25 protein-coding genes and 1 pseudogene are annotated in these 25,323 nt (G+C 61.9%); 14 read left to right on the forward strand and 12 right to left on the reverse strand.

Translation table 11 applies throughout. The annotated features are described in order from the left end of the window. Positions 1-15: 15 nt before the first annotated feature. Positions 16-303 carry an Asp-tRNA(Asn)/Glu-tRNA(Gln) amidotransferase subunit GatC gene (gene gatC / locus PCOSP_RS04225; RefSeq protein ID WP_053152244.1) on the reverse strand — a complete coding sequence of 96 codons (288 nt, stop codon included), beginning with the start codon at positions 301-303 and terminating at the stop codon, positions 16-18. Between the two features lie 238 nt (positions 304-541). Between gatC and mreB the strand changes: the two genes are divergently transcribed. From mreB to tldD, 8 genes are all read left to right on the forward strand, one after another. Then, on the forward strand, positions 542-1,579 hold the full coding sequence (gene mreB, locus PCOSP_RS04230) for a rod shape-determining protein MreB (protein WP_002555108.1): 1,038 nt from the start codon (positions 542-544) through the stop codon (positions 1,577-1,579). Positions 1,580-1,717: 138 nt separating this feature from the next. Beyond that, positions 1,718-2,875, forward strand: coding sequence for a rod shape-determining protein MreC (gene mreC / locus PCOSP_RS04235; protein WP_139645752.1), 1,158 nt, complete (start codon positions 1,718-1,720; stop codon positions 2,873-2,875). Next, the gene (gene mreD, locus PCOSP_RS04240) at positions 2,872-3,360 is read left to right on the forward strand and encodes a rod shape-determining protein MreD (protein ID WP_041024434.1); all 489 of its coding nucleotides are present in this window, start codon (positions 2,872-2,874) and stop codon (positions 3,358-3,360) included. The genes mreC and mreD overlap by 4 nt, the downstream gene beginning before the upstream one ends. A 155-nt stretch (positions 3,361-3,515) precedes the next feature. Beyond that, positions 3,516-4,112 carry a Maf family protein gene (locus tag PCOSP_RS04245; protein WP_139645754.1) on the forward strand — a complete coding sequence of 199 codons (597 nt, stop codon included), beginning with the start codon at positions 3,516-3,518 and terminating at the stop codon, positions 4,110-4,112. Between the two features lie 56 nt (positions 4,113-4,168). Next, positions 4,169-5,626 carry a ribonuclease G gene (gene rng, locus PCOSP_RS04250; RefSeq protein ID WP_041024433.1) on the forward strand — a complete coding sequence of 486 codons (1,458 nt, stop codon included), beginning with the start codon at positions 4,169-4,171 and terminating at the stop codon, positions 5,624-5,626. A 61-nt stretch (positions 5,627-5,687) separates the two neighbouring features. Next, positions 5,688-9,491, forward strand: a complete 3,804-nt coding sequence (locus PCOSP_RS04255; RefSeq protein WP_464710406.1) for a YhdP family protein — start codon at positions 5,688-5,690, stop codon at positions 9,489-9,491. Between the two features lie 160 nt (positions 9,492-9,651). Next, positions 9,652-10,515: a carbon-nitrogen hydrolase family protein gene (locus PCOSP_RS04260; RefSeq protein ID WP_464710407.1), complete on the forward strand. Its 864-nt coding sequence runs from the start codon at positions 9,652-9,654 to the stop codon at positions 10,513-10,515. Between the two features lie 5 nt (positions 10,516-10,520). Next, positions 10,521-11,963 (forward strand): metalloprotease TldD, encoded by a 1,443-nt coding sequence (gene tldD / locus PCOSP_RS04265; RefSeq protein WP_003197828.1) that lies wholly within the window; start codon positions 10,521-10,523, stop codon positions 11,961-11,963. A gap of 44 nt (positions 11,964-12,007) precedes the next feature. Here tldD and yjgA read toward each other — a convergent pair whose 3' ends face one another. Further along, positions 12,008-12,532 (reverse strand): ribosome biogenesis factor YjgA, encoded by a 525-nt coding sequence (gene yjgA, locus PCOSP_RS04270; protein ID WP_041020876.1) that lies wholly within the window; start codon positions 12,530-12,532, stop codon positions 12,008-12,010. 107 nt (positions 12,533-12,639) lie between these two features. On the opposite strand from yjgA, the gene pmbA reads away from it, so the two are divergent. The 6 genes and pseudogenes from pmbA to PCOSP_RS04300 all read left to right on the forward strand — a co-directional run bounded on the left by pmbA (position 12,640) and on the right by PCOSP_RS04300 (position 18,050). Continuing rightward, positions 12,640-13,986, forward strand: a complete 1,347-nt coding sequence (pmbA, locus tag PCOSP_RS04275) for a metalloprotease PmbA (protein ID WP_139645759.1) — start codon at positions 12,640-12,642, stop codon at positions 13,984-13,986. Positions 13,987-14,290: 304 nt separating this feature from the next. Next, positions 14,291-14,686 carry a FagA protein gene (locus PCOSP_RS04280; protein ID WP_139645762.1) on the forward strand — a complete coding sequence of 132 codons (396 nt, stop codon included), beginning with the start codon at positions 14,291-14,293 and terminating at the stop codon, positions 14,684-14,686. Continuing rightward, positions 14,679-16,055, forward strand: a complete 1,377-nt coding sequence (locus tag PCOSP_RS04285; protein WP_464710408.1) for a class II fumarate hydratase — start codon at positions 14,679-14,681, stop codon at positions 16,053-16,055. Before PCOSP_RS04280 ends, PCOSP_RS04285 begins: the two co-directional genes overlap by 8 nt. A 27-nt stretch (positions 16,056-16,082) precedes the next feature. After that, positions 16,083-16,523 (forward strand): hypothetical protein, encoded by a 441-nt coding sequence (locus tag PCOSP_RS04290; RefSeq protein WP_464710410.1) that lies wholly within the window; start codon positions 16,083-16,085, stop codon positions 16,521-16,523. A gap of 2 nt (positions 16,524-16,525) precedes the next feature. Continuing rightward, positions 16,526-17,136: pseudogene (locus tag PCOSP_RS04295) on the forward strand (superoxide dismutase). A gap of 29 nt (positions 17,137-17,165) precedes the next feature. After that, entirely contained in the window at positions 17,166-18,050 is an 885-nt protein-coding gene (locus PCOSP_RS04300; RefSeq protein WP_464710412.1) for a ZIP family metal transporter, read from the forward strand. Positions 18,051-18,206: 156 nt separating this feature from the next. Here PCOSP_RS04300 and PCOSP_RS04305 read toward each other — a convergent pair whose 3' ends face one another. The 10 genes from PCOSP_RS04305 to PCOSP_RS04350 all read right to left on the reverse strand — a co-directional run bounded on the left by PCOSP_RS04305 (position 18,207) and on the right by PCOSP_RS04350 (position 25,269). Continuing rightward, the gene (locus tag PCOSP_RS04305; protein WP_139645772.1) at positions 18,207-18,482 is read right to left on the reverse strand and encodes an HPr family phosphocarrier protein; all 276 of its coding nucleotides are present in this window, start codon (positions 18,480-18,482) and stop codon (positions 18,207-18,209) included. A gap of 15 nt (positions 18,483-18,497) precedes the next feature. After that, positions 18,498-19,355 (reverse strand): RNase adapter RapZ, encoded by an 858-nt coding sequence (gene rapZ, locus PCOSP_RS04310; RefSeq protein ID WP_139645774.1) that lies wholly within the window; start codon positions 19,353-19,355, stop codon positions 18,498-18,500. Positions 19,356-19,357: 2 nt separating this feature from the next. Then, positions 19,358-19,822, reverse strand: a complete 465-nt coding sequence (gene ptsN / locus PCOSP_RS04315; protein WP_024777484.1) for a PTS IIA-like nitrogen regulatory protein PtsN — start codon at positions 19,820-19,822, stop codon at positions 19,358-19,360. A 12-nt stretch (positions 19,823-19,834) separates the two neighbouring features. After that, entirely contained in the window at positions 19,835-20,143 is a 309-nt protein-coding gene (gene hpf, locus PCOSP_RS04320) for a ribosome hibernation-promoting factor, HPF/YfiA family (RefSeq protein ID WP_003178005.1), read from the reverse strand. A gap of 76 nt (positions 20,144-20,219) precedes the next feature. Continuing rightward, on the reverse strand, positions 20,220-21,716 hold the full coding sequence (locus PCOSP_RS04325; protein ID WP_139645776.1) for an RNA polymerase factor sigma-54: 1,497 nt from the start codon (positions 21,714-21,716) through the stop codon (positions 20,220-20,222). 216 nt (positions 21,717-21,932) lie between these two features. Further along, entirely contained in the window at positions 21,933-22,658 is a 726-nt protein-coding gene (gene lptB / locus PCOSP_RS04330; protein ID WP_041020870.1) for an LPS export ABC transporter ATP-binding protein, read from the reverse strand. Then, entirely contained in the window at positions 22,658-23,203 is a 546-nt protein-coding gene (gene lptA / locus PCOSP_RS04335) for a lipopolysaccharide transport periplasmic protein LptA (RefSeq protein WP_041020869.1), read from the reverse strand. The genes lptB and lptA overlap by 1 nt, the downstream gene beginning before the upstream one ends. After that, entirely contained in the window at positions 23,190-23,762 is a 573-nt protein-coding gene (lptC, locus tag PCOSP_RS04340) for an LPS export ABC transporter periplasmic protein LptC (RefSeq protein ID WP_139645778.1), read from the reverse strand. The genes lptA and lptC overlap by 14 nt, the downstream gene beginning before the upstream one ends. 7 nt (positions 23,763-23,769) lie before the next feature. Continuing rightward, entirely contained in the window at positions 23,770-24,294 is a 525-nt protein-coding gene (locus PCOSP_RS04345) for a KdsC family phosphatase (protein ID WP_175385519.1), read from the reverse strand. Then, positions 24,295-25,269, reverse strand: a complete 975-nt coding sequence (locus PCOSP_RS04350; protein WP_139645782.1) for a KpsF/GutQ family sugar-phosphate isomerase — start codon at positions 25,267-25,269, stop codon at positions 24,295-24,297. It lies immediately after the preceding gene. Positions 25,270-25,323 lie beyond the last annotated feature (54 nt).

A 25,323-nucleotide genomic window follows, 5' to 3' on the forward strand; every position in this document is an offset into this window, starting at 1 on the left:
AGAGGCTCTTTCCCTTTAGTCGATGACTTTCGGAACCAGGTACAGGCCGTTTTCGACCGCTGGCGCGATGGACTGGTAGGCCTCGCGGTTATTGGGTTCGGTCACGACGTCGGCGCGCAGGCGCTGGCTGGCTTCCAGAGGGTGGGCCAGCGGTTCGATACCGTCGGTATTGACCGCCTGCATCTCGTCGACCAGCCCCAGAATGCTGTTCAGGGCTGAAGTGATGTGTGGAAGATCGGCTTCATTGAGGCCCAGACAGGCCAGATGAGCGATTTTTTCCACGTCGGAGCGTTCAAGCGCCATGGGATTCTCCAGTGGAAAACAGAACAGACGCAGTCTGTCCGTGTGTTAGATTGTCGGAACACTACCGCATTTCTATGGTCCAGTGCCCTGTGTCATAAACAGGGCACTGGCCGCGATTGTAGGGTTTGGTGCACAGAAAAGCGGCCAATTTAACATATTGGCGCCTTGCCCAAAATCCCTGTCGTTGTTAGAGTTTGCCGCACTTTTTTACCCACGCGTTGCCTAGGGTCCCTTTCCCATGTTCAAGAAACTGCGTGGCATGTTTTCCAGCGATCTTTCCATTGACCTGGGCACTGCCAACACCCTTATTTACGTGCGCGAGCGCGGTATCGTCCTGAATGAACCCTCGGTCGTGGCCATCCGCACCCACGGTAACCAGAAAAGTGTCGTGGCTGTTGGTACCGAAGCCAAGCGCATGCTGGGCCGTACACCGGGCAACATCGCAGCCATTCGTCCGATGAAAGACGGCGTGATCGCCGACTTCAGCGTCTGCGAGAAGATGCTGCAGTACTTCATCAACAAGGTTCACGAAAACAGTTTCCTGCAGCCCAGCCCTCGCGTGCTGATCTGCGTTCCATGCAAGTCCACCCAGGTGGAGCGTCGTGCCATCCGTGAATCGGCCCTTGGTGCCGGTGCCCGTGAGGTGTTCCTGATCGAAGAACCAATGGCCGCGGCCATCGGTGCCGGCCTGCCGGTGGAAGAAGCCCGTGGCTCGATGGTCGTCGACATCGGTGGCGGCACCACCGAGATCGCGCTGATCTCCCTCAACGGTGTGGTCTATGCCGAATCCGTGCGTGTGGGCGGCGACCGTTTCGACGAAGCGATCATCACCTACGTGCGTCGCAACTACGGCAGCCTGATCGGCGAGTCCACCGCCGAGCGCATCAAGCAGGAAATCGGCACGGCCTACCCGGGCGGTGAAGTCCGTGAAGTCGACGTTCGTGGCCGTAACCTGGCCGAAGGCGTTCCTCGGGCCTTCACCCTGAACTCCAACGAAGTGCTGGAAGCGCTGCAAGAGTCCCTGGCGACCATCGTCCAGGCGGTGAAGAGCGCCCTGGAGCAGTCGCCACCGGAACTGGCATCGGACATCGCCGAGCGCGGCCTGGTGCTGACCGGTGGTGGCGCATTGCTGCGTGACCTCGACAAGTTGCTGGCCCAGGAAACCGGCCTGCCGGTGATCGTTGCCGAAGATCCGCTGACCTGCGTTGCCCGTGGCGGTGGCCGTGCCCTGGAAATGATGGACAAGCACACCATGGACCTGCTCTCCAGCGAATAAGTCTCGCCGGGTCCATGTTGTTCGCCTACGGGCAGCACTTTGCAGTGCTGCCCGTAGGCGTTTATCTTCTGTCATTCGTATCCAGGCCGGTTTGATGCCGTATGAATAAAGAGAACATTTGCCTGGGAGGAGCGGCTTATTAAACCGCTTTTTGCCAAGGGCCCCTCGTTGGGTGTGCGCCTGCTGGTGCTGGCCGTGCTATCGGTTGCGCTGATGGTGGTCGACGCCCGCTTCACACTGCTCAAGCCAGTGCGCAGCCAGATGTCGCTGGTCCTGATGGAATCCTATTGGATCACCGACCTGCCGCAACGGTTGTGGCAAGGTGTGGCCAGCCAGTTTGGCAGCCGGACCGAGCTGGTCGCCGAAAACGAAAAACTCAAGACCGAGAACCTGCTGCTGCAGGGGCGCCTGCAGAAACTGGCGGCCCTCACCGAGCAGAACGTGCGGCTGCGCGAGTTGCTCAATTCCTCTGCGCTGGTCAACGAAAAGGTCGAAGTGGCCGAGTTGATCGGCATGGACCCCAACCCGTTTACCCACCGGATCGTCATCAATAAGGGTGAGCGCGACGGTGTGGTCCTCGGCCAGCCGGTGCTCGACGCCCGCGGCCTGATGGGCCAGGTGGTGGAGTTGATGCCCTACACGTCTCGCGTGCTGCTGTTGACCGATACCACCCACAGCATCCCCGTGCAGGTCAACCGCAACGGCTTGCGGGCGATTGCCAGCGGCACCGGCAACCCGGAACGCCTGGAGCTGCGGCACGTGGCCGACACCGCCGATATCAAGGAAGGCGACCTGCTGGTCAGCTCCGGCCTCGGCCAGCGCTTCCCGGCCGGCTACCCGGTGGCGACGGTCAAGGAAGTGATCCATGACTCCGGCCAGCCATTCGCCATTGTCCGTGCGGTACCGACCGCTGCGTTGAACCGCAGCCGTTACCTGCTTCTGGTGTTCAGCGACAACCGCACACCTGAGGAGCGCGCCAACGACGCTGCCGCGGCCCAGGAAGCCCAGGACCGGCAGGGCGGTGAAGCGGCTGTCCCCGGCGCTGGCGCACCCGTGCCGGCCGCAACGCCGAATCCACCCGTGTCCACACCGGCTACGCCAGCCCCGGCAACCACGCCGGCTGCTGCGCCGACCACTACGCCTGCCAGGTCGGTTGCGCCTGCCGCGCCCGCCGCGACACCGGCCAAGCCCGCAGCGCGTGCACCGACCACTCATGCACCAGCGGCCCAACCGGCGCGCCCCGCCGCCAGAGCGCCCGCCGCCACGCCCGCCACCAGGGGAGCACGAGAAGAATGAGCAGTACCCACTCCGGTAACGGCTGGATAGTCTGGTTGACCTTCGCCCTCGGCCTGTTGCTCAGCGTTTCGCCGCTGCCGCAATTCATGGAAATCCTTCGCCCGTTGTGGCTGGCCTTGCTGCTGGCCTTCTGGGCGCTGGCGCTGCCACACAAGGTCGGCATGGTCACCGCCTGGTGCCTGGGGCTGGCTGAAGACGTGCTCTACGGGACGCTGCTGGGGCAGAACGCGTTGATCCTGACCTTGATTACCTTCCTGGTGCTGTCGTTGCAACAGCGTCTGCGGATGTTCCCGATGTGGCAACAGTGCCTGGTGATCCTGGTGATCTTCGGCCTGGCGCAATTGGTACAGCTATGGCTCAGCGCACTGACCGGCAATCGCCAACCAACCCTGGCACTGGTGCTGCCAGCCTTGGTCAGTGCTTTGCTATGGCCTTGGGTCAGCTTCGGTTTGCGTGGCCTGCGCCTGCGTTTCAAAATCAACTGATTCGCTAGGCTCTGTACGAAAGGTCTTGAGACGAAGGTCAGGCAAGGCGAAAACAGCCGAGGATACATGAGCATTCCGAGGCTGTTTTCAACGCAGCATGAACGCGTATCAAGGCTTTCCGTATAGAGCCTAGGGCTCAAGCGGGAGATGCATTGATGAAACCGCTTTACCTCGCCTCAGGCTCGCCGCGTCGGCGTGAACTGCTCACGCAGATCGGTGTGTCCTTTACCGCCATCAGCGCGGACATTGACGAAACTCCTCTGGATCACGAAACCCCGTCTGCCTATGTCGAGCGTCTGGCGCGTGGCAAGGCCGAGGCCGGGCGGCGGGCCTTGCCGATCGACGATGGTGGTTGCGTGTTGGGCGCCGACACGGCGGTGGTGCTCGACGGGCAGATTCTTGGCAAACCATTGGATCAGGACGGTTCGCGCTCGATGCTGCTGAGCCTGTCTGGTCGCGACCATGAAGTGCTGACCGCTATTGCCGTGCTGGACGGCCAGCGCTGCGAATCCCGGGTGGTTCGCAGTCGGGTGCGTTTTCGCCCTATCACCGAAGAGGAAGCAGCGGCCTACTGGGCCAGCGGTGAACCCCGGGACAAGGCCGGTGGCTATGGCATCCAGGGGTTGGGGGCGGTGTTCGTCGCCGGGCTCGAGGGCAGCTATTCTGCGGTGGTTGGCTTGCCGCTGTGCGAAACCGCGCAACTGTTGGGCCATTTCGGCATACCCTGTTGGCAAACCTTGAACGTGCGTTGAACGCCGTCTGACCAGATGCAGCCATTATCGTGAAAATGCCTGAACGAGACCCTGCCATGAGTGAAGAGATCCTGATCAACATCACGCCGATGGAATCGCGCGTGGCGGTGGTTGAAAACGGTGTGCTGCAAGAGGTTCATGTCGAGCGCACGCAAAAGCGTGGCATTGTCGGCAACATCTACAAAGGCAAGGTGGTGCGGGTGTTGCCGGGCATGCAGGCAGCGTTCGTCGATATCGGCCTGGATCGCGCGGCATTCATCCATGCCTCGGAGATTTCCATGCGCGAGGGACCTGCCGTGGAGAGCATCGGCGCGCTGGTCCATGAAGGCCAGAGCCTGGTGGTGCAGGTCACCAAGGACCCCATCGGCTCCAAGGGCGCGCGCCTGACCACGCAACTGTCCATTCCGTCGCGCTACCTGGTGTACATGCCACGCACCGCCCATGTCGGCATTTCCCTGAAGATCGAAGACGAGGCCGAGCGCGAGCGGCTCAAGCAGGTGGTCAGCGATTGCGTGGAGAAAGAAGGGATCAAGGAAGCCGGTGGCTTCATCCTGCGCACCGCGGCCGAAGGTGCCGGCGCCGATGAGATTCTCATGGACATCCGTTACCTGCGCAGGCTCTGGGATCAGATCGCCGCGCAGATCAAGACCATTGCCACGCCCAGCGTGATCTACGAAGACCTGGGCCTGGCGCTGCGCACGCTGCGGGACCTGGTCAGCCCCAAGATCGAGAAAATCCGCATCGACTCCCGGGAAACCTTCCAGAAGACCACCCAGTTCGTGGCCGAGTTGATGCCGGAAATCGCCGACCGCCTCGAGCATTATCCCGGCGAACGGCCGATTTTCGACCTGTACGGTGTCGAGGACGAAATCCAGAAAGCCCTGGAGCGCAAGGTGCCGCTCAAGTCCGGCGGTTACCTGGTGGTCGATCCGGCCGAGGCCATGAGCACCATCGACGTCAATACCGGCGCGTTCGTCGGCCATCGCAACCTCGAAGAAACCATCTTCAAGACCAACCTGGAAGCCGCCACGGCGATCGCTCGCCAACTGCGCCTGCGCAACCTGGGCGGGATCATCATCATCGACTTCATCGACATGGAGGACGAAGAGCACCAGCGCCAGGTGCTGAGGACCCTGGAAAAACAACTCGAGCGCGACCACGCCAAGACCAACATCATCGGCATCACCGAGTTGGGCCTGGTGCAGATGACCCGCAAACGCACCCGCGAAAGCCTTGAGCAGGTGCTGTGCGAGCCGTGCAGCGCCTGCCAGGGCCGGGGCAAGCTCAAGACCCCGGAAACCGTGTGTTACGAAATCTTCAGGGAAATTCTTCGGGAAGCGCGCGCCTACCAGGCCACCGGTTATAGAGTGTTGGCGAACCAGAAAGTGGTGGACCGCCTGCTCGATGAGGAGTCGGGTAATGTCGCGGAGCTGGAAGCCTTTATCGGACGTACGATTCGCTTCCAGGTGGAAACCATGTACTCCCAGGAACAATACGACGTTGTGCTGCTCTGAAATGGCTCCTGAAGCGGTGGTCTCGCCGATTTGAATATCTTTGCCTGGGGAGTCCACTGACATGGAGCGTTTGACCCGCATTCTGGCCGCACTGACCCGCTGGGGCTTGGGTCTGTGCGCGCTGCTGCTGGTGCTGCTGGCGCTGTATGTCAGCCTCGGACGAGAACTGGCGCCGCTGGTTGCCGAATATCGCACCGAAGTCGAGAACCGGGCCACCGAAGCGCTGGGCCTGCCGTTTCACCTTGGCAGCCTGGAGGGCAGGTGGAGCGGCCTGGCGCCGATTCTGCTGGCTCGCGACGTGATGATCGGCGAAGGGGCCAATGCCATGCACCTGGATGAGGTGCGTGCCGTGCCCGATCTGTGGGGCAGCCTGCTGGCCCGCCAGGTGCGCATTGCCCACCTGACGCTCGGCGGCCTGAAAATCAGCCTAAAGGAAGGCGCCGACGGCAAATGGGCCCTGGAAGGCCTGCCGGTCAAGGACGATCAGCCGTTCGACCCGCAGCAATTGTTTGATCGCATGCAGGTGGTATCGAGGCTCTCGATCCTGGACAGCCAGGTGACCTTGCAGCCGCTGGACCAGGCGCCACTGAGCCTGACCTATGTCGGCCTGAGTCTCAGGACCGGCGTCAGCCGCCAGCGCCTGGATGCGCGCCTGACCCTGCCCGACGGGCAACCGGTGGCAATCAACCTGCGTACCCGCATTCGCGCCGCCGACTGGAAGAACGGCCAGGCCGATGCCTATCTGAGCCTGCCGCAGAGCGACTGGTCGAAATGGCTGCCGAAGCGCCTGACTCGGGAATGGAATTTCTCCCAGGCCAAGGCCGGCGGCGAGTTCTGGCTGAGTTGGGGCAACGGCATGCTGCAAAGCGCCGCCGTGCGCCTGAATGCGCCGGACATCACCGGCGCCTACGCAGACCGCAAGCCGGTACAGATCCGCAACCTGGCGCTCAACGGGTATTTCCAGCGCGCAAGCGAGGGGATCACCGCGACGTTCGACTCCCTGGCGATGAGCCTGGGTGAAACCCGCTGGGAGTCGCGCCTGCAATTGCAGCAGAGCGTTGCCACCGAGAAGACTGAAGAACGCTGGCATTTGCAGGCCGATCGCCTCGACCTGACCCCGCTTACACCGCTGCTCAACGCCTTGGCGCCTTTGCCCGCAGGCGTGGCAACGGCCATCGACCGTCTCAGGTTCACGGGTGCCCTGCGCAATGCGTGGGTGGATTACCGGCCGCAGAATAGCGGCGACCAGAAGGTCAGCTTCGCCACGAACCTGGATACGGTGGGCTTCGATGCCTATCACGGCGCCCCGGCGGCGCGGAACGTCTCGGGCAGCCTCAGCGGCAACCTCGGTGGCGGCGAGCTGCGCATGGACAGCAAGGATTTTTCCCTGCACCTGGACCCGATCTTCGCCAAGCCCTGGCAATACCTGCAAGCCAATGCGCGACTGACCTGGAAGCTCGACCAGCAAGGTTTCACCCTGATTGCGCCGTACTTGAAGGTACTGGGGGAGGAGGGCCGGATTGCCGGCGATTTCCTGATCCGCCTGCATTTCGACCACAGCCAGGAAGACTACATGGACCTGCGGGTCGGCCTGGTGGATGGCGATGGTCGCTACACCGCCAAGTATTTGCCGGCGGTGCTGAGCCCGGCCCTGGATGAGTGGTTGCGCACGGCTATCGTCAAGGGCGCTGTGGATGAAGGTTTTTTCCAGTACCAGGGGTCGCTGAATCACGGTGCCGAGGATGCGGCCCGTAGCATCAGCCTGTTCTTCAAGGTGCATGACGCCGAGCTGGCCTTCCAGCCAGGCTGGCCTTCGGTCGCCAAGGTCAGTGGCGACGTCTTCGTCGAAGACAGCGGTGTGCGCATCTTCGCCAGTCAGGGGCAGTTGCTGGACACCCAGGTCAAAGACGTGGCGGTGAACATTCCCCATGTCCCCAGCGGGCAGCCTTCCCACCTGCTGCTGGAGGGTGGGTTCGCCGGGGGCTTGGGGGACGGGCTGAAAATCCTGCAGACGGCACCGATCGGTACGGCCGAGACGTTCGCCGGCTGGGAAGGCGAAGGCGGCCTGCAAGGCTCTGTGAAACTCGATATCCCGTTGGCCAAGGGAGATCCACCGAAGATCCTGGTGGACTTCAGCACCGCCGACGCCCGGCTCAAACTCAGCGACCCGGTGTTGGAGTTGACCCAGCTCAAGGGCGAATTCCGCTTCGACAGCAGCAAGGGGTTGAGTGGCAAGAACATCGCGGCCCGGGCGTTCGATCGACCTTTGACCGCGCAGATCTTTGCCGATGGCCGTGCCGGTGCGCTCAATACCCGGGTGGTTGCGTCCGGACGGCTGGAGGTCAAGAAACTCACCGACTGGTTGAACGTTACCCAGCCATTGCCCGTTTCCGGGGTCATTCCGTACCAGTTGCAGGTGATTCTCGACGGGGCCGACAGCCAGTTATCGGTCAGCTCCAACCTCAAGGGCGTGGCGGTTGACCTGCCGGCGCCTTTCGGCATGACGGCCGAGACCGGTCGCGACACCGTGTTCCGCATGACATTGCAGGGGCCGGAGCGACGTTACTGGGTCAATTACGGCGACCTCGCCAACTTCACGTATGCAGCGCCGGGCGGGAAGCCGGCCGACGGTCGCGGTGAGCTGTTGCTGGGCGGCGGCGATGCGGTCTTGCCTGGGGCCAAAGGGTTGCGACTGCGTGGGACGTTGTCGGAACTGGATGTCGGGCCGTGGCAGGACCTGATGAACAAATATGCCGGGCAGGACCCGAGCGGCAGCGCCAAGCAATTGCTCAGTGGCGTCGACCTGAAGGTGGGCAAGCTCACGGCCATGGGGACGACCCTGGACCAGGCATCGGTGCAGTTGGACCGCAAGCCGGACGCCTGGGCCTTGCGGCTCGACAGCCAGCAGGCCAAGGGCGGCGCCAGCCTGCCGGATGCGAAGACCGCTCCGATCGGGATCAAGCTTGACTATGTTCGCCTGCCGGCCGCGGACCCGACGGTGCAGGCCGATGAAAACGCGCCGGACCCCTTGGCATCGGTGGACCCCACACGGATCCCGGCGATGGATATCGCGATCGACCAGTTGTTCCAGGGACCGGATCTGATCGGAGCCTGGTCGTTGAAGGTGCGTCCGACCAGCAAAGGCATCGCGTTGAACAATCTGGACATGGGCCTCAAGGGCATGCTTCTGCAAGGCAGTGGCGGCTGGGAAGGCGTTCCCGGTTCCACTCGCAGTTGGTACAAGGGGCGTATCGGCGGCAAGAACCTGGCCGATGTGCTCAAGGGCTGGGGATTCGCCCCAAGCGTGACCAGCCAGGAATTCCACATGGACGTCGATGGCAACTGGCCCGGCTCACCGGCGTGGGTCGCGACCAAGCGCTTTTCCGGCAGTCTCGACGCTTCGCTGAGCAAAGGCCAGTTCGTCGAGGTCGAGGGCAGCGCCCAGGCGTTGCGGGTGTTCGGCCTGTTGAACTTCAACTCCATTGGCCGGCGGCTGCGCCTGGACTTCTCCGACCTGTTCGGCAAAGGCTTGAGCTACGATCGGGTCAAGGGGCTGCTGGTGGCAAGCAATGGTGTCTACGTGACCCGTGAGCCCATTACCCTGACGGGGCCTTCGAGCAACCTGGAACTCAACGGGACATTGGACATGGTGGCCGACCGGGTCGATGCCAAGCTGCAGGTGACATTGCCGGTGACCAATAACCTGCCGATTGCCGCGCTGATTGTCGGCGCGCCAGCGGTAGGCGGCGCGCTGTTTCTGATCGACAAGTTGATCGGCGACCGCGTGGCGCGTTTTGCCAGCGTAAGATATGACGTCAAGGGACCCTGGAAAGAGCCGAAGATCACCTTCGACAAGCCGTTCTGATGGACAACGCCAATCCCTCTGTGGGAGCGAGCCTGTGGGAGCAAAGCTTGCTCGCGATGAACGATGACGCGGGTTTACGGTTGGACCGAGTCGTTCGTATCGCGAGCAAGCTTTGCTCCCACAGCCCTCACGGCAAGGATAAGGACAGGAGGAAAGCACCATGCCAGTCGCAGTGATTCAAATGGTCAGCCAAAGCGAAGTACTCGCCAACCTGGCGCGTGCCCGTGTGCTGCTGGAGCAGGCCGCCGCTGGCGGTGCGCGGCTGGCGGTGCTGCCGGAAAATTTCGCGGCGATGGGGCGACGGGACGTGGCCGACATCGGTCGTGCCGAAGCCTTTGGTCAGGGACCGATCCTGTCCTGGTTGAAACAGGTCGCCCGTGACCTCAGGTTATGGATAGTGGCTGGCACCTTGCCTCTGCCGCCGGTGGACCGGCCCGAGGCCAAGGCCCATGCCTGCTCGCTGCTGGTGGACGATCAGGGCCAGATCGTGGCGCGGTACGACAAGCTGCACCTGTTCGACGTTGATGTGGCCGACAATCGTGGGCGCTACCGCGAGTCTGATGACTATGCTTATGGCGGCAACGTGGTGGTCGCCGATACGCCGGTGGGCAGGGTGGGCCTGACGGTCTGCTACGACTTGCGTTTTCCGGAGCTGTACAGCGAGCTGCGGGCTGCCGGCGCCGAATTGATCACGGCACCCTCGGCGTTCACCGCCGTCACCGGTGCGGCTCATTGGGAGGTGCTGATTCGCGCCCGAGCCATCGAAACCCAGTGCTATGTGCTGGCGGCCGCCCAAGGGGGCCTGCATCCCGGGCCTCGGGAGACCTTTGGCCATGCGGCCATTGTCGACCCTTGGGGGCGAGTGCTGGCGCAACAGGATCAAGGCGAAGCCGTGCTGCTGGCCGAGCGTGACAGCAGCGAACAGGCGTCCATCCGGGCGCGCATGCCGGTGGCCAGCCATCGGCGCTTTTTCTCGCAGGGCGCTCGACAGCGACCTGTCCAAGACGACGAATTCAAGGCGTAAAACATATGAGCGGGTTGTTGTCCTCAGTCAGTGAACACCTTCTAGCCCCCGGCGGCGTGACCCTCGAAAGCCTGCAAGGCGTGCTGGGCGACCTGGCCGGGCCGGGTATCGATGCGGCCGACCTGTATTTCCAGGGCCAGATCTCCGAGTCCTGGTCGCTGGAAGACGGCATCGTCAAGGAAGGCAGTTTCAACCTTGACCAGGGCGTGGGCGTGCGTGCCCAGTCCGGCGAGAAAACCGGATTTGCCTACAGCAATGCCATTACCCTCGAAGCCCTGGGGGCTGCGGCCCGTGCGGCGCGTTCGATTTCCCGGGCCGGGCAGAATGGCACGGTCCAGGCCTTCAGCAGCCAGGACGTCGCGCAGTTGTATGCGCCGGATAATCCGCTGGAGGTCATGAGCCGGGCCGAGAAGGTCGAACTGCTCAAGCGCATCGATGTTGCGACCCGGGCCCTCGACCCGCGCATCCAGCAGGTGTCGGTGAGCATGGCCGGCGTCTGGGAGCGCATCCTGGTGGCGTCCACCGACGGCGGTCTGGCGGCGGATGTGCGGCCGCTGGTACGTTTCAATGTCAGTGTGATCGTCGAGCAGAACGGTCGCCGCGAGCGCGGTGGGCATGGAGGCGGTGGGCGCACCGACTACCGCTATTTCCTCAGCGAAGACCGCGCCATGGGCTACGCCCGGGAGGCCCTGCGCCAGGCGCTGGTCAACCTGGAGGCCATTCCTGCGCCGGCTGGCACGTTGCCGGTGGTGCTGGGGTCCGGTTGGTCCGGTGTACTGCTGCACGAAGCGGTGGGGCATGGCCTGGAGGGCGATTTCAACCGCAAGGGCAGTTCAGCCTATAGCGGGCGCATGGGCGAAATGGTCGCTTCGAAACTCTGCACCATTGTCGACGATGGCACTTTGGCTGGGCGGCGCGGCTCGCTGAGCGTCGACGACGAGGGCACCCCGACCGAGTGCACCACGCTGATCGAGAATGGCGTCCTCAAAGGCTACATGCAGGACAAGCTCAATGCCCGGTTGATGGGCGTGGCCCGCACCGGCAACGGCCGCCGTGAGTCTTATGCGCACCTGCCGATGCCACGCATGACCAACACCTACATGCTGGGTGGTCAAAGCGATCCGGCGGAAATCATCGCGTCGGTGAAAAAAGGCATCTACTGCGCCAATCTCGGCGGCGGCCAGGTGGACATCACCAGCGGCAAATTCGTGTTCTCCACCAGCGAGGCCTACCTGATCGAGGACGGCAAGATCACCGCGCCGGTCAAGGGCGCGACGCTGATCGGTAACGGACCGGAGGCCATGAGCAAGGTGTCGATGGTCGGCAACGATCTGGCGCTGGACAGCGGTGTAGGGACGTGCGGCAAGGACGGGCAGTCGGTGCCGGTGGGTGTCGGTCAGCCGACCCTGAAGATCGATGCGATTACCGTGGGTGGCACGGGCGCATGACAGGAGCAGCGGGTGGAGTACGAGCCTCCACCCGCGGACGTCACTCAGCGCAGGCCGCGTTGAGTCTCGTCCAGCTCACGGATGTACTTGAAGATTTTACGGCTCGAAGCCGGTGGCTTGTTCTGCGCCACTTCGTGCTGGGCCTGACGGATCAGGGAGCGCAACTGCTGGCGATCGGCCTCCGGGTAGTCGACGACGAATTTTTCCAGGGTGCCGTCGTCGCCTGCGATCAAGCGATCGCGCCAGCGTTCCAGGTTATGGAAGCGTTCGTTGTACTGCCGGGTGGAGGCGTCGAGTTGATCGAGCAGCACCAGGATGGCGTCAGTGTCCTGATCGCGCATCAGTTTGCCGATGAATTGCAGGTGCCGTTTACGCGCGATGTTCGCGGTGTGCTTGGGCGCATCGGCCAGGGCCCGGCGCAAGGCGTCGGTCAGGGGCAGTTTGGCCAGCAAGTCCGGCTTGAGTGTTGTCAGGCGCTCGCCGAGGTCAACCAGAGCATGCAGCTCGCGTTTGACCTGGGATTTGCTTTTTTCACCCTCGTAGAGGGAGTCGTCGTAAGAATCAACCATGGGGGCAGTCCGCAAAGAAACGCCGCCATGATAACCAGTCGGGGGCCGCTTGTCCGGCCCGGTCGCTCGAAGGCCTTACCGAAAGCAGAATTTGAGTGGAGAAAGCCATGAGTGCAGTTCAGAGCGTCGGCCCGCAGGCATTGCCGGCACTGCAGGAGCAGGTCGAGCAGATCCTTGCCGAAGCCAAGCGACAGGGCGCCAGCGCCTGTGAGGTGGCGGTGTCCCTGGAGCAGGGCCTGTCGACGTCGGTACGCCAGCGTGAGGTGGAAACCGTCGAGTTCAATCGCGACCAGGGTTTTGGCATCACCTTGTACGTCGGCCAGCGCAAGGGCTCGGCCAGCACATCGGCCAGCGGCCCGGACGCCATTCGCGAAACCGTCGCCGCGGCACTGGCGATTGCCCAGCACACCTCCGAAGACGAAGCCTCGGGCTTGGCCGATGCGGCCCTGATGTGCAAGGAAGCGCGGGATTTCGATCTGTTTCACGCCTGGGACATCACTCCCGAGCAGGCCATCGAGCAGGCGTTGCGCTGTGAAGCGGCAGCATTCGATACCGATCCGCGGATCAAGAACGCCGACGGCACGACGCTCAATACCCACCAGGGCTGCCGGGTGTATGGCAACAGCCACGGTTTCATCGGCGGCTACGCCTCGACCCGTCACAGCCTCAGCTGCGTGATGATTGCCGAAGCCAATGGCCAGATGCAGCGTGATTACTGGTACGACGTGAACCGCCAGGGCAATCTGCTGATGGACCCGCTGGTGATCGGCCAGAAAGCCGCGCAACGGGCGGCCAGTCGCCTGGGCGCACGACCGGTGCCGACCTGTGAAGTGCCGGTGCTTTTTGCTGCCGAGCTGGCCGGCGGATTGTTCGGCAGCTTCCTGTCGGCAGTGTCCGGCGGCAACCTGTATCGCAAGTCCTCGTTCCTCGAAGGCGCCCTGGGCCAGAAACTGTTCCCGGAATGGATGACCATCGACGAACGCCCGCACCTGATGCAAGCCATGGGCAGTTCGGCTTTCGACGGTGATGGCCTGGCCACGTATGCCAAGCCGTTCGTGGAGAGGGGAGAGCTGGTGTCCTACATCCTCGGCACGTATTCGGGCCGTAAACTTGGCATGCCGAGCACCGCCAATGCCGGCGGCGTGCACAACCTGTTCGTGACCCATGGCGAAGAGGACCAGGCGGCCTTGCTGCGGCGGATGGGAAGAGGGTTGCTGGTGACCGAGCTGATGGGTCATGGCCTGAACATGGTGACCGGCGATTACTCCCGGGGTGCGGCCGGCTTCTGGGTCGAAAATGGCGAGATTCAATTCCCGGTCCAGGAAGTGACCATTGCCGGTAACATGCGCGACATGTTCAAGCAGATCGTGGCGGTGGGGAATGATCTGGAGCTGCGCAGCAACATCCGCACCGGTTCGGTGTTGATCGAGCGGATGACCGTCGCGGGCAGCTGACCTGTAATCGCAATAAAGATGGCGCGTCATCCTAGCGGGTGACGCGCCTTTTTTGTGTCCGCTTGGCCCTGTTTCGATTCAGGACATGGACACCCTGTGGCGAGGGGATTTATCCCCGCTGGGGTGCGAAGCGCCCCCAAAAAAGGTCCATGCAATCAACCCAAGACACCGCGAGAGTAGGTTTTGGGGCTGCTTCGCATCCCAGCGGGGATAAATCCCCTCGCCACAATGGCGCTCTCCTGCGCTTGTGTTGAATCTCATTATCATCTAATAATGAATCTCATTACCAGATTGAGCCCCGGTCATGAGTTCTGCCTTGCACGAGCAACCCTACCTTGAAAGCTGGCGCTGGATGAGTCGCCGGATCCGTTGTGCCATGAGCCCGGACGAGCCGCGGCTGATCGAGCAATACCTGGCCGAGGGCCGATATCTGGCCCGCTGCACCGCGACTTCGCCGTGGATGATTTGCGAAACGGCCTTTCGCCTGTTGCTCGACACCGCCTCGGACGTCGCGCTGCCCTGGCATTGGCGCACGCTCTGCCTCGACCAGGCCTGGCGCCCATTGCGTGACCTCGAACGCCAATCACTGTGTCGCTGCCGCCTCACGCGCTGGCAGCGCCATGCCTGGGCGCTGGCGACCTGCGTCCTGGAACCCTCGATTTGTCTCAATGAACCGGTACAAGGATTTCCCGATGAGTAACACCCGTATCGAACGCGACAGCATGGGCGAGCTTCACGTCCCGGTAGATGCCCTTTATGGCGCCCAGACCCAGCGTGCCGTGGAGAATTTTCCCGTCAGCGGCCAACGCATGCCGACGCAGTTCATCCGTGCGCTGATCCTGGCCAAGGCAGCCGCTGCCCAGGCCAACGTGGAGCTGGAACAGATCAGCGTGGCCCAAGGCAAAGCCATCGTCGATGCGGCCCAGGGGCTGCTCGAAGGGCAGTTCATGGATCATTTCCCGGTGGATATTTTCCAGACCGGCTCTGGCACCAGCTCCAACATGAACGCCAACGAAGTGATCGCCACCCTCGCCAGCCGCTTGCTGGGGGAGACGATCAACCCGAACGATCACGTCAACTGCGGCCAGAGCAGCAATGACATCATTCCTACCTGCATTCACGTCAGTGCCGCGCTGGCCCTGCATGAACAGCTGCTGCCGGTGTTGAGGCACCTGGTGCAGGTGATCGAGCACAAGGCCGTGGAGGTTCATCCGTTCATCAAGACCGGTCGTACCCACTTGATGGATGCCATGCCGGTCCGTATGAGCCAGGTGCTCGAGGGGTGGGCGCAGCAGTTGAAAGCCAACCTCGATCATTTGCAGGACTTGCTACCAAGCCTGCAATCCCTGGCCCAGGGCGGTACGGCAGTCGGCACCGGGGTCAATGCGCACCCGCGATTCGCCGAGCTGTTCAGTCAGCAACTGACCCGGCTGACCCATGTGCAGTTCACCCCAGGCAAGAACCTGTTCGCGCTGATCGGTTCCCAGGACACCGCTGTGGCGGTTTCCGGGCAGCTCAAGACCACCGCGGTGTCGTTGATGAAAATCGCCAACGACCTGCGCTGGATGAATTCCGGACCTCTGGCCGGCCTGGGCGAGATCGAGCTTGAGGGCTTGCAGCCAGGCTCCTCGATCATGCCCGGCAAGGTCAACCCGGTGATTCCCGAGGCCACCGCGATGGTCGCGACCCAGGTGATCGGCAATGACACGGTGATCACCGTGGCCGGTCAATCGGGCAATTTCGAATTGAACGTGATGCTGCCGATCATCGCCCAGAACCTGCTGAGCAGCATTGCCTTGATGTCCAGTGTCAGCCGGCTGCTGGCGGACAAGGCCATCGCCACGTTCAAGGTCAACGAGGCCGGGCTCAAGCAGGCGCTGTCACGCAACCCGATCCTGGTTACTGCATTGAACCCGATCATCGGTTACCAGAAAGCCGCTGAAATCGCCAAGAAGGCCTATCAGCAAGGCCGTCCAGTCATCGATGTCGCCTTGGAACACACCGACCTGTCGCGCAGCGAACTGGAGGTCCTGCTGGATCCCGAGAAGCTCACCGCCGGTGGGGTGTAGTGCCGACACCTGCGTGGAGGATTCATCATGGAGCACTGGAAACGCACGACCGAAAGGGCCAATCGTCATTTCATCCTGGGCGAGTTGGTGGACGCCCGCGAGGCCTACCTGCAAGCCCTGGCCCTGGCGCAGGTGCTGTTCGAACGCTGGGCTGATGCCGATGAAGCCGTGGCTGCCTGCGTTGTGTCCCATCACAACCTGGCGGATCTGCACCTGCGGCTGAACCAGCCGGAGGAAAGCGCCGAATACCTGTGCGCCATCCACCAACGGCTGCTGCAGACCCTGCAGGACGAGCGCATGCCTTCGGCCTTGCGTGCCGCCGCGATGCGCCAGAGCCACAAGACCTATGTCGAACTGCTGGGTTTCATCAGTGAACACGGCGAGTACCCACGCACCCAACGGCTGCTCCGCAGCAACGACACGTCATGCCTGCACCGCGATACCCCCCTTCATCATGGAGTTCATTGAAAATGGCTTTTACCTTGCCCGCGCTGCCCTACGCCTACGCTGCCCTGGAACCGCATATCGATGCGCAAACCATGGAAATCCATTACACAAAACACCATCAGACCTATATCAATAACCTCAACGTGGCCGTGGAGGGCACCGAGTACGCCCAATGGCCCATCGAAAAGCTGGTGGCCAGCGTGGAGCAATTGCCACAGGACTTGCGGGCCGCGGTGATCAACCAGGGAGGCGGCCATGCCAATCATTCCTTGTTCTGGGACGTGATGTCCCCTGAGGGGGAGGGCAGCCTGATGGTGCGCTTGCCGCGGCGATCGAGGCGCAACTGGGCGGCCTGGAGCGGTTCAAGGAAGCGTTCACCAAGGCGGCGTTGAGCCGTTTCGGCAGCGGCTGGGCCTGGTTGAGCGTAACCCCGCAAAAGCGGCTGGTGGTGGAGAGCAGCGCTAACCAGGACAGCCCGCTGATGGCCGGTCATACACCCATCCTCGGTCTGGATGTGTGGGAGCACGCCTATTACCTGCGGTACCAGAACCGCCGGCCGGAATACATCAACGCGTTCTACAACGTGGTCAACTGGCCTGCAGTCGCTCGGCGTTACCAGGCTGCGCTTGCCTGAGCTGTTCATCAAACAATCCAAGGCTGACTATGGACACTGAAACTCTGGCGCCGAGGAGCGGGCGGATGTTCCGCTACGCCTTGGGGTCGCTATTACTGTTGGCCGGGATGACATTGCTGGCGGCCGAAGGCCTGGCGTGGCTGGGCCTTGAGCCAAGACTGCTGCGTGCATTGCAAGGCGGTGGGCTTTGCGCCTTGGGAACGGCTTTGGGGGCTGTACCGGTGCTGGTCATCCGGCGAATGCCTCAGGCCGTGAGCGATTCGCTGCTGGGTTTCGGCGCGGGAGTGATGCTGGCCGCTACGGCGTTTTCGCTGATCGTGCCGGGTATCGCTGCGGCCGAGCAATTGGGACTTACGCCCTGGCTGGCCAGCGGCCTGGTCAGTTTCGGCATCTTGGCCGGTGCATTTGGCTTGTACCTGGTGGAGCGAAAGGTGTCCGCCCGTCCTGAACAGCTGGTTGGTGCACCCGGGCATCCGGTCATTGCGCCGCGGATCTGGTTGTTCGTGTTTGCCATCGTGGCCCACAACATTCCGGAAGGAATGGCCGTCGGCGTGTCGGCGGGCGGTGGCATGCCCGATGCCGACAGCCTGGCGATGGGCATCGCCTTGCAGGATGTACCTGAGGGGCTGGTCATTGCTCTGGTACTGGCCGCGGCCGGAATGTCCAGGTTCAAGGCATTCCTGATCGGCGCGGCCTCGGGACTGGTGGAACCCCTGTTCGCGCTATTGTGCGCATGGCTGGTGAGCCTGGCCGGGATGTTGCTGCCGCTGGGACTGGCGGCCGGGGCCATGTTGCTGGTGGTGACCCACGAGGTCATTCCCGAAGCCCGCCGCAACGGTCACGAGAAGCTGGCGAGCCTGGGATTGCTGATGGGGTTCTGTCTGATGATGGTGATGGATACCGCGCTGGCGTGATAGGGAGAATCTGTGATCTATTTGTGGCGAGGGGATTTATCCCCGCTGGGCTGCGAAGCAGCCCCAAAAAGAGCTTAGTCGACCTGATGCTCGGCGGTGACAGATATCAGGGCTGCTTCGCAGCCCAGCGGGGATAAATCCCCTCGCCACAGGGGGTTATTCGCCTTCGTCGAAGTAGCGGTTAATCAGGTCCACCAGGGCGTCCATCGCCTCCTGCGCTTGTTCACCTTGGGTTTCCAGATAGATCGTGGTGCCCTTGCCCGCTGCAAGCATCATCATGGCCATGATGCTTTTGCCGTCGATCGTGGATTCAGGCGTCCGACCGACGCGGATGGTCGTTTCCTTGAACTGGCCAGCCACGCCGACAAACTTGGCTGAAGCCCGGGCGTGCAAGCCCAGCTTGTTGATGATTTCAATTTCCTGAGCAGGCATCGCGATGTGAATCCTTTAGCTGAGGTCGCGGTGGCGAACCTGGACGTTCTTCAGGGATTGTTGCAGGAGCTGACCCAGGCGTTCAGTCAGGTAGACGGAGCGGTGATGACCGCCGGTACAGCCGATGGCAATCGTGACATAGGCTCGGTTGCTTGCGGCAAACCGGGGCAGCCATTTAAGCAGGTAGCCGGAGATGTCCTGGAACATTTCCTCGACATCCGGTTGGGCCGCCAGGTAGTCGATCACCGGTTGGTCGAGCCCGGATTGCTCGCGCAGCTCCGGTTTCCAATAAGGGTTGGGCAGGCAACGCACATCGAACACCAGATCGGCGTCTACCGGCATGCCACGCTTGAAACCGAACGACTCCACCAGGAACGCCGTGCCTGGCTCCGGCTGGTTCAGTAGGCGCAACTTGATGGTGTCGCGTAACTGATACAGGTTCAGGTTCGTGGTGTCGACCTTCAGGTCCGCCAGGTCGGCGATCGGTCCAAGCAACTGGCTTTCGTCTTCAATGGCTTCGGCCAGCGAGCGGTTGGCATTGCTCAGCGGGTGGCGTCGCCGGGTCTCGGAAAAGCGCTTGAGCAGGGTTTCGTCATCGGCATCCAGGTACAGCACATCGCACTGGATATGCCGGTTGCGCACTTCCTCGAGCAGTTCGGGGAAACGGGACAGGTGGCTCGGCAGGTTGCGTGCGTCGACGGAAACCGCCACCAGCGGTTGCGCCAGCTCGGTGTGGATCAGCGCCCGTTCGGCCAGCTCCGGCAGCAGGCCGGCTGGAAGGTTGTCGATGCAATAGTAGCCGCTGTCCTCAAGCACGTTGAGCGCCGTGCTTTTACCGGAGCCGGAGCGACCGCTGACGATGATCAGGCGCATGATTAATGACCGTTCTGCTCGTCCAGGACTACCTGATACAAGGCTTGGTTGCTCGGTGCGCTGCGCAGTTTTTCGCGCACTTCCTTGCGGTCCAGCATGCTGGCGATCTGGCGCAGCAGCTCAAGATGCGCATCGGTCGCCGCTTCCGGAACCAGCAATACGAACAGCAGGTCGACCGGTGCGCCGTCGATGGCGTCGAAATCAATGGCGGCTTCAAGGTGCAGCAGTGCGCTGATGGGCGTGATGCATCCCTTGAGGCGGCAGTGGGGAATGGCGATGCCGTTGCCAAAACCGGTGGAACCGAGTTTTTCACGGGCAACCAGGGCCTCGAAGACGTCCTGCATTTCCAGATCCGGCACTTCGCGGTGGATCAGGTTGGCAATTTGTTCGAGGGCTTTCTTTTTACTGCCGCCCGGCGCGTTCACCATGGAACGGCCGGGGGTCAGGATGGTTTCTAGTCGGATCATGGATTGGGGGGATTAACGACCGGTAGCGCCCTGGAGGAGGCTTTGGGTCTTTTCCTTATGCTTTTTGAGTTGGCGATCCAGCTTGTCGGTCAGCAGGTCAATCGCGGCATACATGTCTGTGTGCTCCGCATTGGCAACCACCTCTCCGCCGGGAATATGCAACGTGGCTTCGATTTTCTGCAGCAGCTTCTCGACGTTCATCGTGACCTGCACATTGGTGATCTTGTCGAAATGCCTTTCCAATCGGTCGAGTTTTTCGCCGATGTAGGTACGCAGGGGTTCGGTCACTTCCAGTTGGTGTCCACTGATGTTGACTTGCATACAGCTTCTCCTTCGTTGCCAGTGCATAAAGCGGCAGGCAGAAATGCCTGCCACTGGAACGCTGTGGCGTGGCCTGTTACATCAACCGCTTGCGTTCGCTCGAAGGCGCGATCCCGAGGGATTCGCGATACTTGGCGACGGTACGGCGGGCCACCTGAATGCCTTGTGCCTCCAGTAAACCAGCGATCTTGCTGTCACTCAACGGCTTTTTCTGATTTTCCGCAGCCACCAGTTTCTTGATGATCGCGCGGATGGCTGTGGACGAGCATTCGCCGCCTTCGGAGGTGCTGACGTGGCTGGAGAAAAAATATTTCAATTCGTAGATACCCCGTGGGGTATGCATGAATTTCTGCGTGGTCACCCGGGAAATTGTCGATTCGTGCATGCCCACCGCCTCGGCGATGTCGTGCAGGACCAACGGCTTCATCGCTTCGTCGCCGTAGTCCAGGAAGCCGCGTTGATGCTCGACGATCTGGGTTGCAACCTTCATCAGGGTTTCGTTGCGGCTCTGCAGGCTCTTGATGAACCAGCGGGCTTCCTGCAACTGGTTGCGCATGAAGGTGTTGTCGGCGCTGGTATCGGCGCGTCTTACAAAGCCAGCGTACTGGGCGTTGACCCGTAGCTTGGGGACCGATTCCTGGTTCAGCTCCACCAGCCAGCGATCGTTGTGCTTGCGCACGATCACATCGGGAACCACGTATTCGGGCTCGGTGGCCTCGATCTGTGAGCCCGGGCGTGGGTTGAGGCTCTGGACCAGTTCGATCACCTGGCGCAGCTCATCTTCCTTGAGCTTCATGCGCCGCATCAGCTGGCTGTAGTCGCGGCCGCCCAGCAGGTCGATATAGTCGGTGACCAGTCGCTTGGCCTCGGCCAGCCACGGTGTCTTGGCGGGTAACTGGCGCAGTTGCAGCAGCAGGCACTCACCCAGGTTGCGGGCGCCGATGCCGGCCGGTTCGAATTGTTGGATCCGATGCAGGACAGCTTCGATCTCGTCCAGCTCGATGTCCAGCTCCGGATCGAAAGCTTCGAGAATTTCTTCGAGGGTCTCGTCCAGGTAGCCCTGATTGTTGATGCAGTCGATCAGGGTCACGGCGATCAGGCGATCGGTGTCGGACATCGGCGCGAGGTTCAGTTGCCACAGCAGGTGGCTTTGCAGGCTTTCGCCGGCAGAGGTGCGGGTGGTGAAGTCCCACTCGTCATCATCGCTGCTTGGCAGGCTGCTGGCGCTGGTCTGGTAGACGTCCTCCCAGGCCGTGTCCACGGGCAGGTCGTTGGGGATGCGTTCGTTCCACTCGCCATCCTCGAGGTTATCCACCGTCGGGGCGGCTTCCTCCTGGTAGGACGGCTCCTGGATCTCGGTATTGGATTTTTGCTCGACGTTGTCGGCCAGCGGATCAGTGTTGTCGAAGTCGTCGCCTTCTTCCTGGCGTTCGAGCATCGGATTGGATTCCAGGGCCTCCTGGATTTCCTGTTGCAGGTCCAGGGTCGACAATTGGAGCAGGCGGATGGCCTGTTGCAGCTGCGGTGTCATCGTCAGCTGCTGGCCCATTCTCAAGACTAGCGATGGTTTCATGGCAGGGGCTTAACACCTTATTCGCCGGCGCACATGCGCCATCCACTACAAGGGCGCCGAAGCGCCAAACCTTAAGCAAATTATATGCCTGAAACTGAAGTGTTTGCCTAGAGGGAGTACTCAATTAGTTTCCCGATGAGGGGATTCATTGAGCCTCTCCCGAGGCGCTGCCTGGTAAAACCGACGGCGCCGGAACAGTTGCCAGACACTTCGCGCTTACAGGCGGAACTCATGGCCCAGATACACTTCCTTGACCAATTCGTTGGCCAGGATGGTGGCGGAGTCACCTTCGGCGATCAATTGTCCATCATTGACGATGTAGGCGGTCTCGCAGATGTCCAGCGTCTCGCGCACGTTGTGGTCGGTGATCAGCACGCCGATCCCCTTGGCCTTGAGATGGTGGATGATCTGCTTGATGTCGCCCACCGAAATCGGGTCCACGCCGGCGAACGGTTCGTCGAGCAGGATGAATTTCGGTGCGGTGGCCAGGGCGCGGGCAATTTCCACCCGGCGCCGTTCGCCGCCGGACAGGCTCATGCCCAGGTTGTCGCGGATATGGCTGATGTGAAATTCCTGCAGCAGGCTTTCCAGCTCCTGGCGACGACCCGCCTTGTCGAGCTCCTTGCGGGTTTCGAGAATCGCCATGATGTTGTCGGCGACCGACAACTTGCGGAAGATCGACGCTTCTTGTGGCAGATAGCCGATGCCGGCTTTGGCCCGGCCGTGCATTGGCTGATGGCTGACGTCCAGGTCGTCGATCAGGACGCGGCCCTGATCGGCCTGGACCAGGCCGACGATCATGTAGAAACAGGTGGTCTTGCCCGCGCCGTTGGGGCCGAGCAGGCCGACGATCTGCCCGCTGTCGATGGACAGGCTGACATCTCGCACGACTTGACGGCCCTTGTAGCTCTTGGCCAGGTGCTGAGCTTTCAGAGTTGCCATTACTGGGGCCTTTGCTCGGTTTTCTTTTTCGGCTGGATGACCATGTCGATCCGTGGGCGCTGCTCGGTCACCTTGTTGCCGGTGGCGCGGCCGGCGCTGGCGAGTTTCTTGTTGGTGTCGTAGACGATTTTCTCGCCCTGGGTGACGTTGTTGTCCTTGTCGATGACCTTGGCCCGATCGATCAGCACGACGCGGTCCTGGGAGGCGTGATACTGGATGGTCACGCCGTAACCCTGCACGGGCTTGGTGTCGCCAGCCGTTTGCAATTGCTCGAAATAAGCCAGGTTGCCCACCGAAGTCACCACGTCGATATCGCCGGACTGAGTACGGGTAATGGTCACGGTGTTGCCGGTGACCTTCATCGAGCCCTGGGTGATGATCACGTCGCCCTTATAGGTGGCGATACCGTTCTTGTCGTCCAGTTGGGCGTCGTCGGCCTGGATGCGGATAGGCTGGTCACGGTCATTGGGAAGAGACCAGGCGCTCGCGCTTCCCAGTGCTGCGCCCAGACTGAGCAAAATAGGGAGGGTTTTAGCGAGCTTCATACTGTCCTCTTACGTTCGATAGCAGGTGTATCCTGCTTTCCTTCAGATACGCCTTCATTCCCGTGCCGGTCGATACACCGCCGGCGCCGTCGATTCTAACGGGTTGCTCGGTCTGCGCATATTGTTGCTGCGGGAACACGGTCATGCGAGTGCTGGTGATGATGGTCGTGCGGTTTTTCTCATCGGTTCGCGCAACGCGTACCGAGTCGATCAGTTCCACTTCGGTGCCGCCGGGATTCACTTCGGCGCGTTTGCTCTGCACGTGCCACGGAAACTCGGTGCCGCGGAACATGTTCAGGTCCGGATTGGCGACCAGGGTAATGTCGGTGGCCTTGACGTGATCGACCTTGTCGGACGTCATTTCGTACTGCACCTTGCCGTCAGGCAGGTATTGCAGTGTATGCGTGTTGGTCGCATACCAATCGATATCGTTTTCCTCGACCTGGACGGCGGGGCGGTCGAGAAAGCGTTCGGGGCTGATGTTCCAGTAGCCCACCGCCGCGAAAATCGCCGCGATGCACGCGAACAGCAGGATGGTGCGAATCTTCTTGCTCAGCATAAATGGCTCACAGGTACGCGGCGTTCGCCGCTTCGAGGCGGCCCTGGGCGCGCAGGATCAGTTCGCAGAATTCACGGGCCGCGCCTTCGCCGCCTCGCGCGGTGGTGACGCCGTGGGCGTGCTCGCGTACGAAGCCGGCCGCATTGGCCACCGCCATGCCCAGGCCAACCCGACGGATCACCGGCAGGTCCGGCAGGTCGTCACCCAGGTAGGCGACCTGTTCATAGGTTAGGTTGAGTTGGCCCAGAAGCTCGTCCAGGACCACCAGTTTATCCTCGCGACCCTGATAAAGGTGGGGAATGCCGAGGTTCTTCGCGCGTCGCTCGACCACCGGGGTCTTGCGGCCGCTGATGATAGCCGTCTGCACGCCAGCGGCCATCAGCATCTTGATGCCCTGGCCGTCCAGGGTATTGAACGTCTTGAACTCGCTGCCGTCCTCGAGGAAATACAGGCGTCCGTCGGTCAGCACGCCGTCCACGTCGAACACGGCCAGCTTGATGGTTTTACCGCGTAGCAGCAGGTCTGCGTTCATTCACATGACTCCCGCACGCAGCAAGTCGTGCATGTTCAGGGCGCCCACCGGGCGGTCTTCGGCATCGACCACCACCAGGGCGCTGATCTTGTGGTCTTCCATGATTTTCAGGGCTTCGGCGGCGAGCATTTCTGCGCGGGCAGTCTTGCCGTGGGGTGTCATGACCTGTTCGATGGTGGCGCTGTGCACATCGATGGTGCGGTCCAGGGTGCGACGCAGGTCGCCGTCGGTGAAGATCCCGGCGAGCTTGCCGTCGGCCTCGAGGATCACCGTCATGCCCAGGCCCTTGCGGGTCATCTCCATGAGTGCGTCCTTGAGCAGCGTGCCGCGTTGCACCTGGGGCAACTCTTCGCCGGCGTGCATCACGTTTTCGACCTTCAGCAGCAGGCGGCGGCCCAGTGCGCCACCGGGGTGGGAGAAGGCGAAATCTTCCGCGGTGAACCCCCTGGCTTCCAGCAGGGCCACGGCCAGGGCATCGCCCATGACCAGGGCGGCCGTGGTGGACGAGGTCGGTGCCAGGTTCAGCGGACAGGCTTCGTGCTCGACGTGGACATTGAGGTTGACTTCGGCGGCCTTGGCCAGCGGCGAGTCCGGGTTGCCGGTGAGGCTGATCAGCCGAATGCCCAGGCGCTTGATCAGCGGCAGCAGGGTAATGATTTCATTGGTGGAACCGGAATTGGACAGCGCCAGGATGATGTCGTCCCGGGTGATCATGCCCATGTCACCATGGCTGGCTTCGGCCGGGTGGACGAAGAATGCCGTGGTGCCCGTGCTGGCCAGGGTTGCGGCGATCTTGTTGCCGATGTGCCCGGACTTGCCCATGCCGACCACGACGACGCGGCCTTTGCTGGTCAGAATCATCTCGCAGGCGTGTACGAAATCAGCGTCGATGCGGGGCAGCAAGCCTTGCACGGCTTCGAGCTCGAGGCGGATGGTACGTTGTGCCGATTGAATCAGATCGCTGGATTGGCTCATGTCAGAAATCGTATAGCCCGATGAAAAGGCGGCGATTATAGCGGCAATGAACAA

This window comes from Pseudomonas sp. MAFF 730105 (genome assembly GCF_055380705.1).

What these genes read in the sequence shown, in the direction of transcription:
- gatC (WP_053152244.1), bottom strand. Translation starts at nt 303, where the DNA reads ATGGCGCTTGAACGCTCCGACGTGGAAAAAATCGCTCATCTGGCCTGT.
- mreB (WP_002555108.1), top strand. Translation starts at nt 542, where the DNA reads ATGTTCAAGAAACTGCGTGGCATGTTTTCCAGCGATCTTTCCATTGAC.
- mreD (WP_041024434.1), top strand. Translation starts at nt 2,872, where the DNA reads ATGAGCAGTACCCACTCCGGTAACGGCTGGATAGTCTGGTTGACCTTC.
- PCOSP_RS04245 (WP_139645754.1), top strand. Translation starts at nt 3,516, where the DNA reads ATGAAACCGCTTTACCTCGCCTCAGGCTCGCCGCGTCGGCGTGAACTG.
- rng (WP_041024433.1), top strand. Translation starts at nt 4,169, where the DNA reads ATGAGTGAAGAGATCCTGATCAACATCACGCCGATGGAATCGCGCGTG.
- PCOSP_RS04255 (WP_464710406.1), top strand. Translation starts at nt 5,688, where the DNA reads ATGGAGCGTTTGACCCGCATTCTGGCCGCACTGACCCGCTGGGGCTTG.
- PCOSP_RS04260 (WP_464710407.1), top strand. Translation starts at nt 9,652, where the DNA reads ATGCCAGTCGCAGTGATTCAAATGGTCAGCCAAAGCGAAGTACTCGCC.
- tldD (WP_003197828.1), top strand. Translation starts at nt 10,521, where the DNA reads ATGAGCGGGTTGTTGTCCTCAGTCAGTGAACACCTTCTAGCCCCCGGC.
- yjgA (WP_041020876.1), bottom strand. Translation starts at nt 12,532, where the DNA reads ATGGTTGATTCTTACGACGACTCCCTCTACGAGGGTGAAAAAAGCAAA.
- pmbA (WP_139645759.1), top strand. Translation starts at nt 12,640, where the DNA reads ATGAGTGCAGTTCAGAGCGTCGGCCCGCAGGCATTGCCGGCACTGCAG.
- PCOSP_RS04280 (WP_139645762.1), top strand. Translation starts at nt 14,291, where the DNA reads ATGAGTTCTGCCTTGCACGAGCAACCCTACCTTGAAAGCTGGCGCTGG.
- PCOSP_RS04285 (WP_464710408.1), top strand. Translation starts at nt 14,679, where the DNA reads ATGAGTAACACCCGTATCGAACGCGACAGCATGGGCGAGCTTCACGTC.
- PCOSP_RS04290 (WP_464710410.1), top strand. Translation starts at nt 16,083, where the DNA reads ATGGAGCACTGGAAACGCACGACCGAAAGGGCCAATCGTCATTTCATC.
- PCOSP_RS04300 (WP_464710412.1), top strand. Translation starts at nt 17,166, where the DNA reads ATGGACACTGAAACTCTGGCGCCGAGGAGCGGGCGGATGTTCCGCTAC.
- PCOSP_RS04305 (WP_139645772.1), bottom strand. Translation starts at nt 18,482, where the DNA reads ATGCCTGCTCAGGAAATTGAAATCATCAACAAGCTGGGCTTGCACGCC.
- rapZ (WP_139645774.1), bottom strand. Translation starts at nt 19,355, where the DNA reads ATGCGCCTGATCATCGTCAGCGGTCGCTCCGGCTCCGGTAAAAGCACG.
- ptsN (WP_024777484.1), bottom strand. Translation starts at nt 19,822, where the DNA reads ATGATCCGACTAGAAACCATCCTGACCCCCGGCCGTTCCATGGTGAAC.
- hpf (WP_003178005.1), bottom strand. Translation starts at nt 20,143, where the DNA reads ATGCAAGTCAACATCAGTGGACACCAACTGGAAGTGACCGAACCCCTG.
- PCOSP_RS04325 (WP_139645776.1), bottom strand. Translation starts at nt 21,716, where the DNA reads ATGAAACCATCGCTAGTCTTGAGAATGGGCCAGCAGCTGACGATGACA.
- lptB (WP_041020870.1), bottom strand. Translation starts at nt 22,658, where the DNA reads ATGGCAACTCTGAAAGCTCAGCACCTGGCCAAGAGCTACAAGGGCCGT.
- lptA (WP_041020869.1), bottom strand. Translation starts at nt 23,203, where the DNA reads ATGAAGCTCGCTAAAACCCTCCCTATTTTGCTCAGTCTGGGCGCAGCA.
- lptC (WP_139645778.1), bottom strand. Translation starts at nt 23,762, where the DNA reads ATGCTGAGCAAGAAGATTCGCACCATCCTGCTGTTCGCGTGCATCGCG.
- PCOSP_RS04345 (WP_175385519.1), bottom strand. Translation starts at nt 24,294, where the DNA reads ATGAACGCAGACCTGCTGCTACGCGGTAAAACCATCAAGCTGGCCGTG.
- PCOSP_RS04350 (WP_139645782.1), bottom strand. Translation starts at nt 25,269, where the DNA reads ATGAGCCAATCCAGCGATCTGATTCAATCGGCACAACGTACCATCCGC.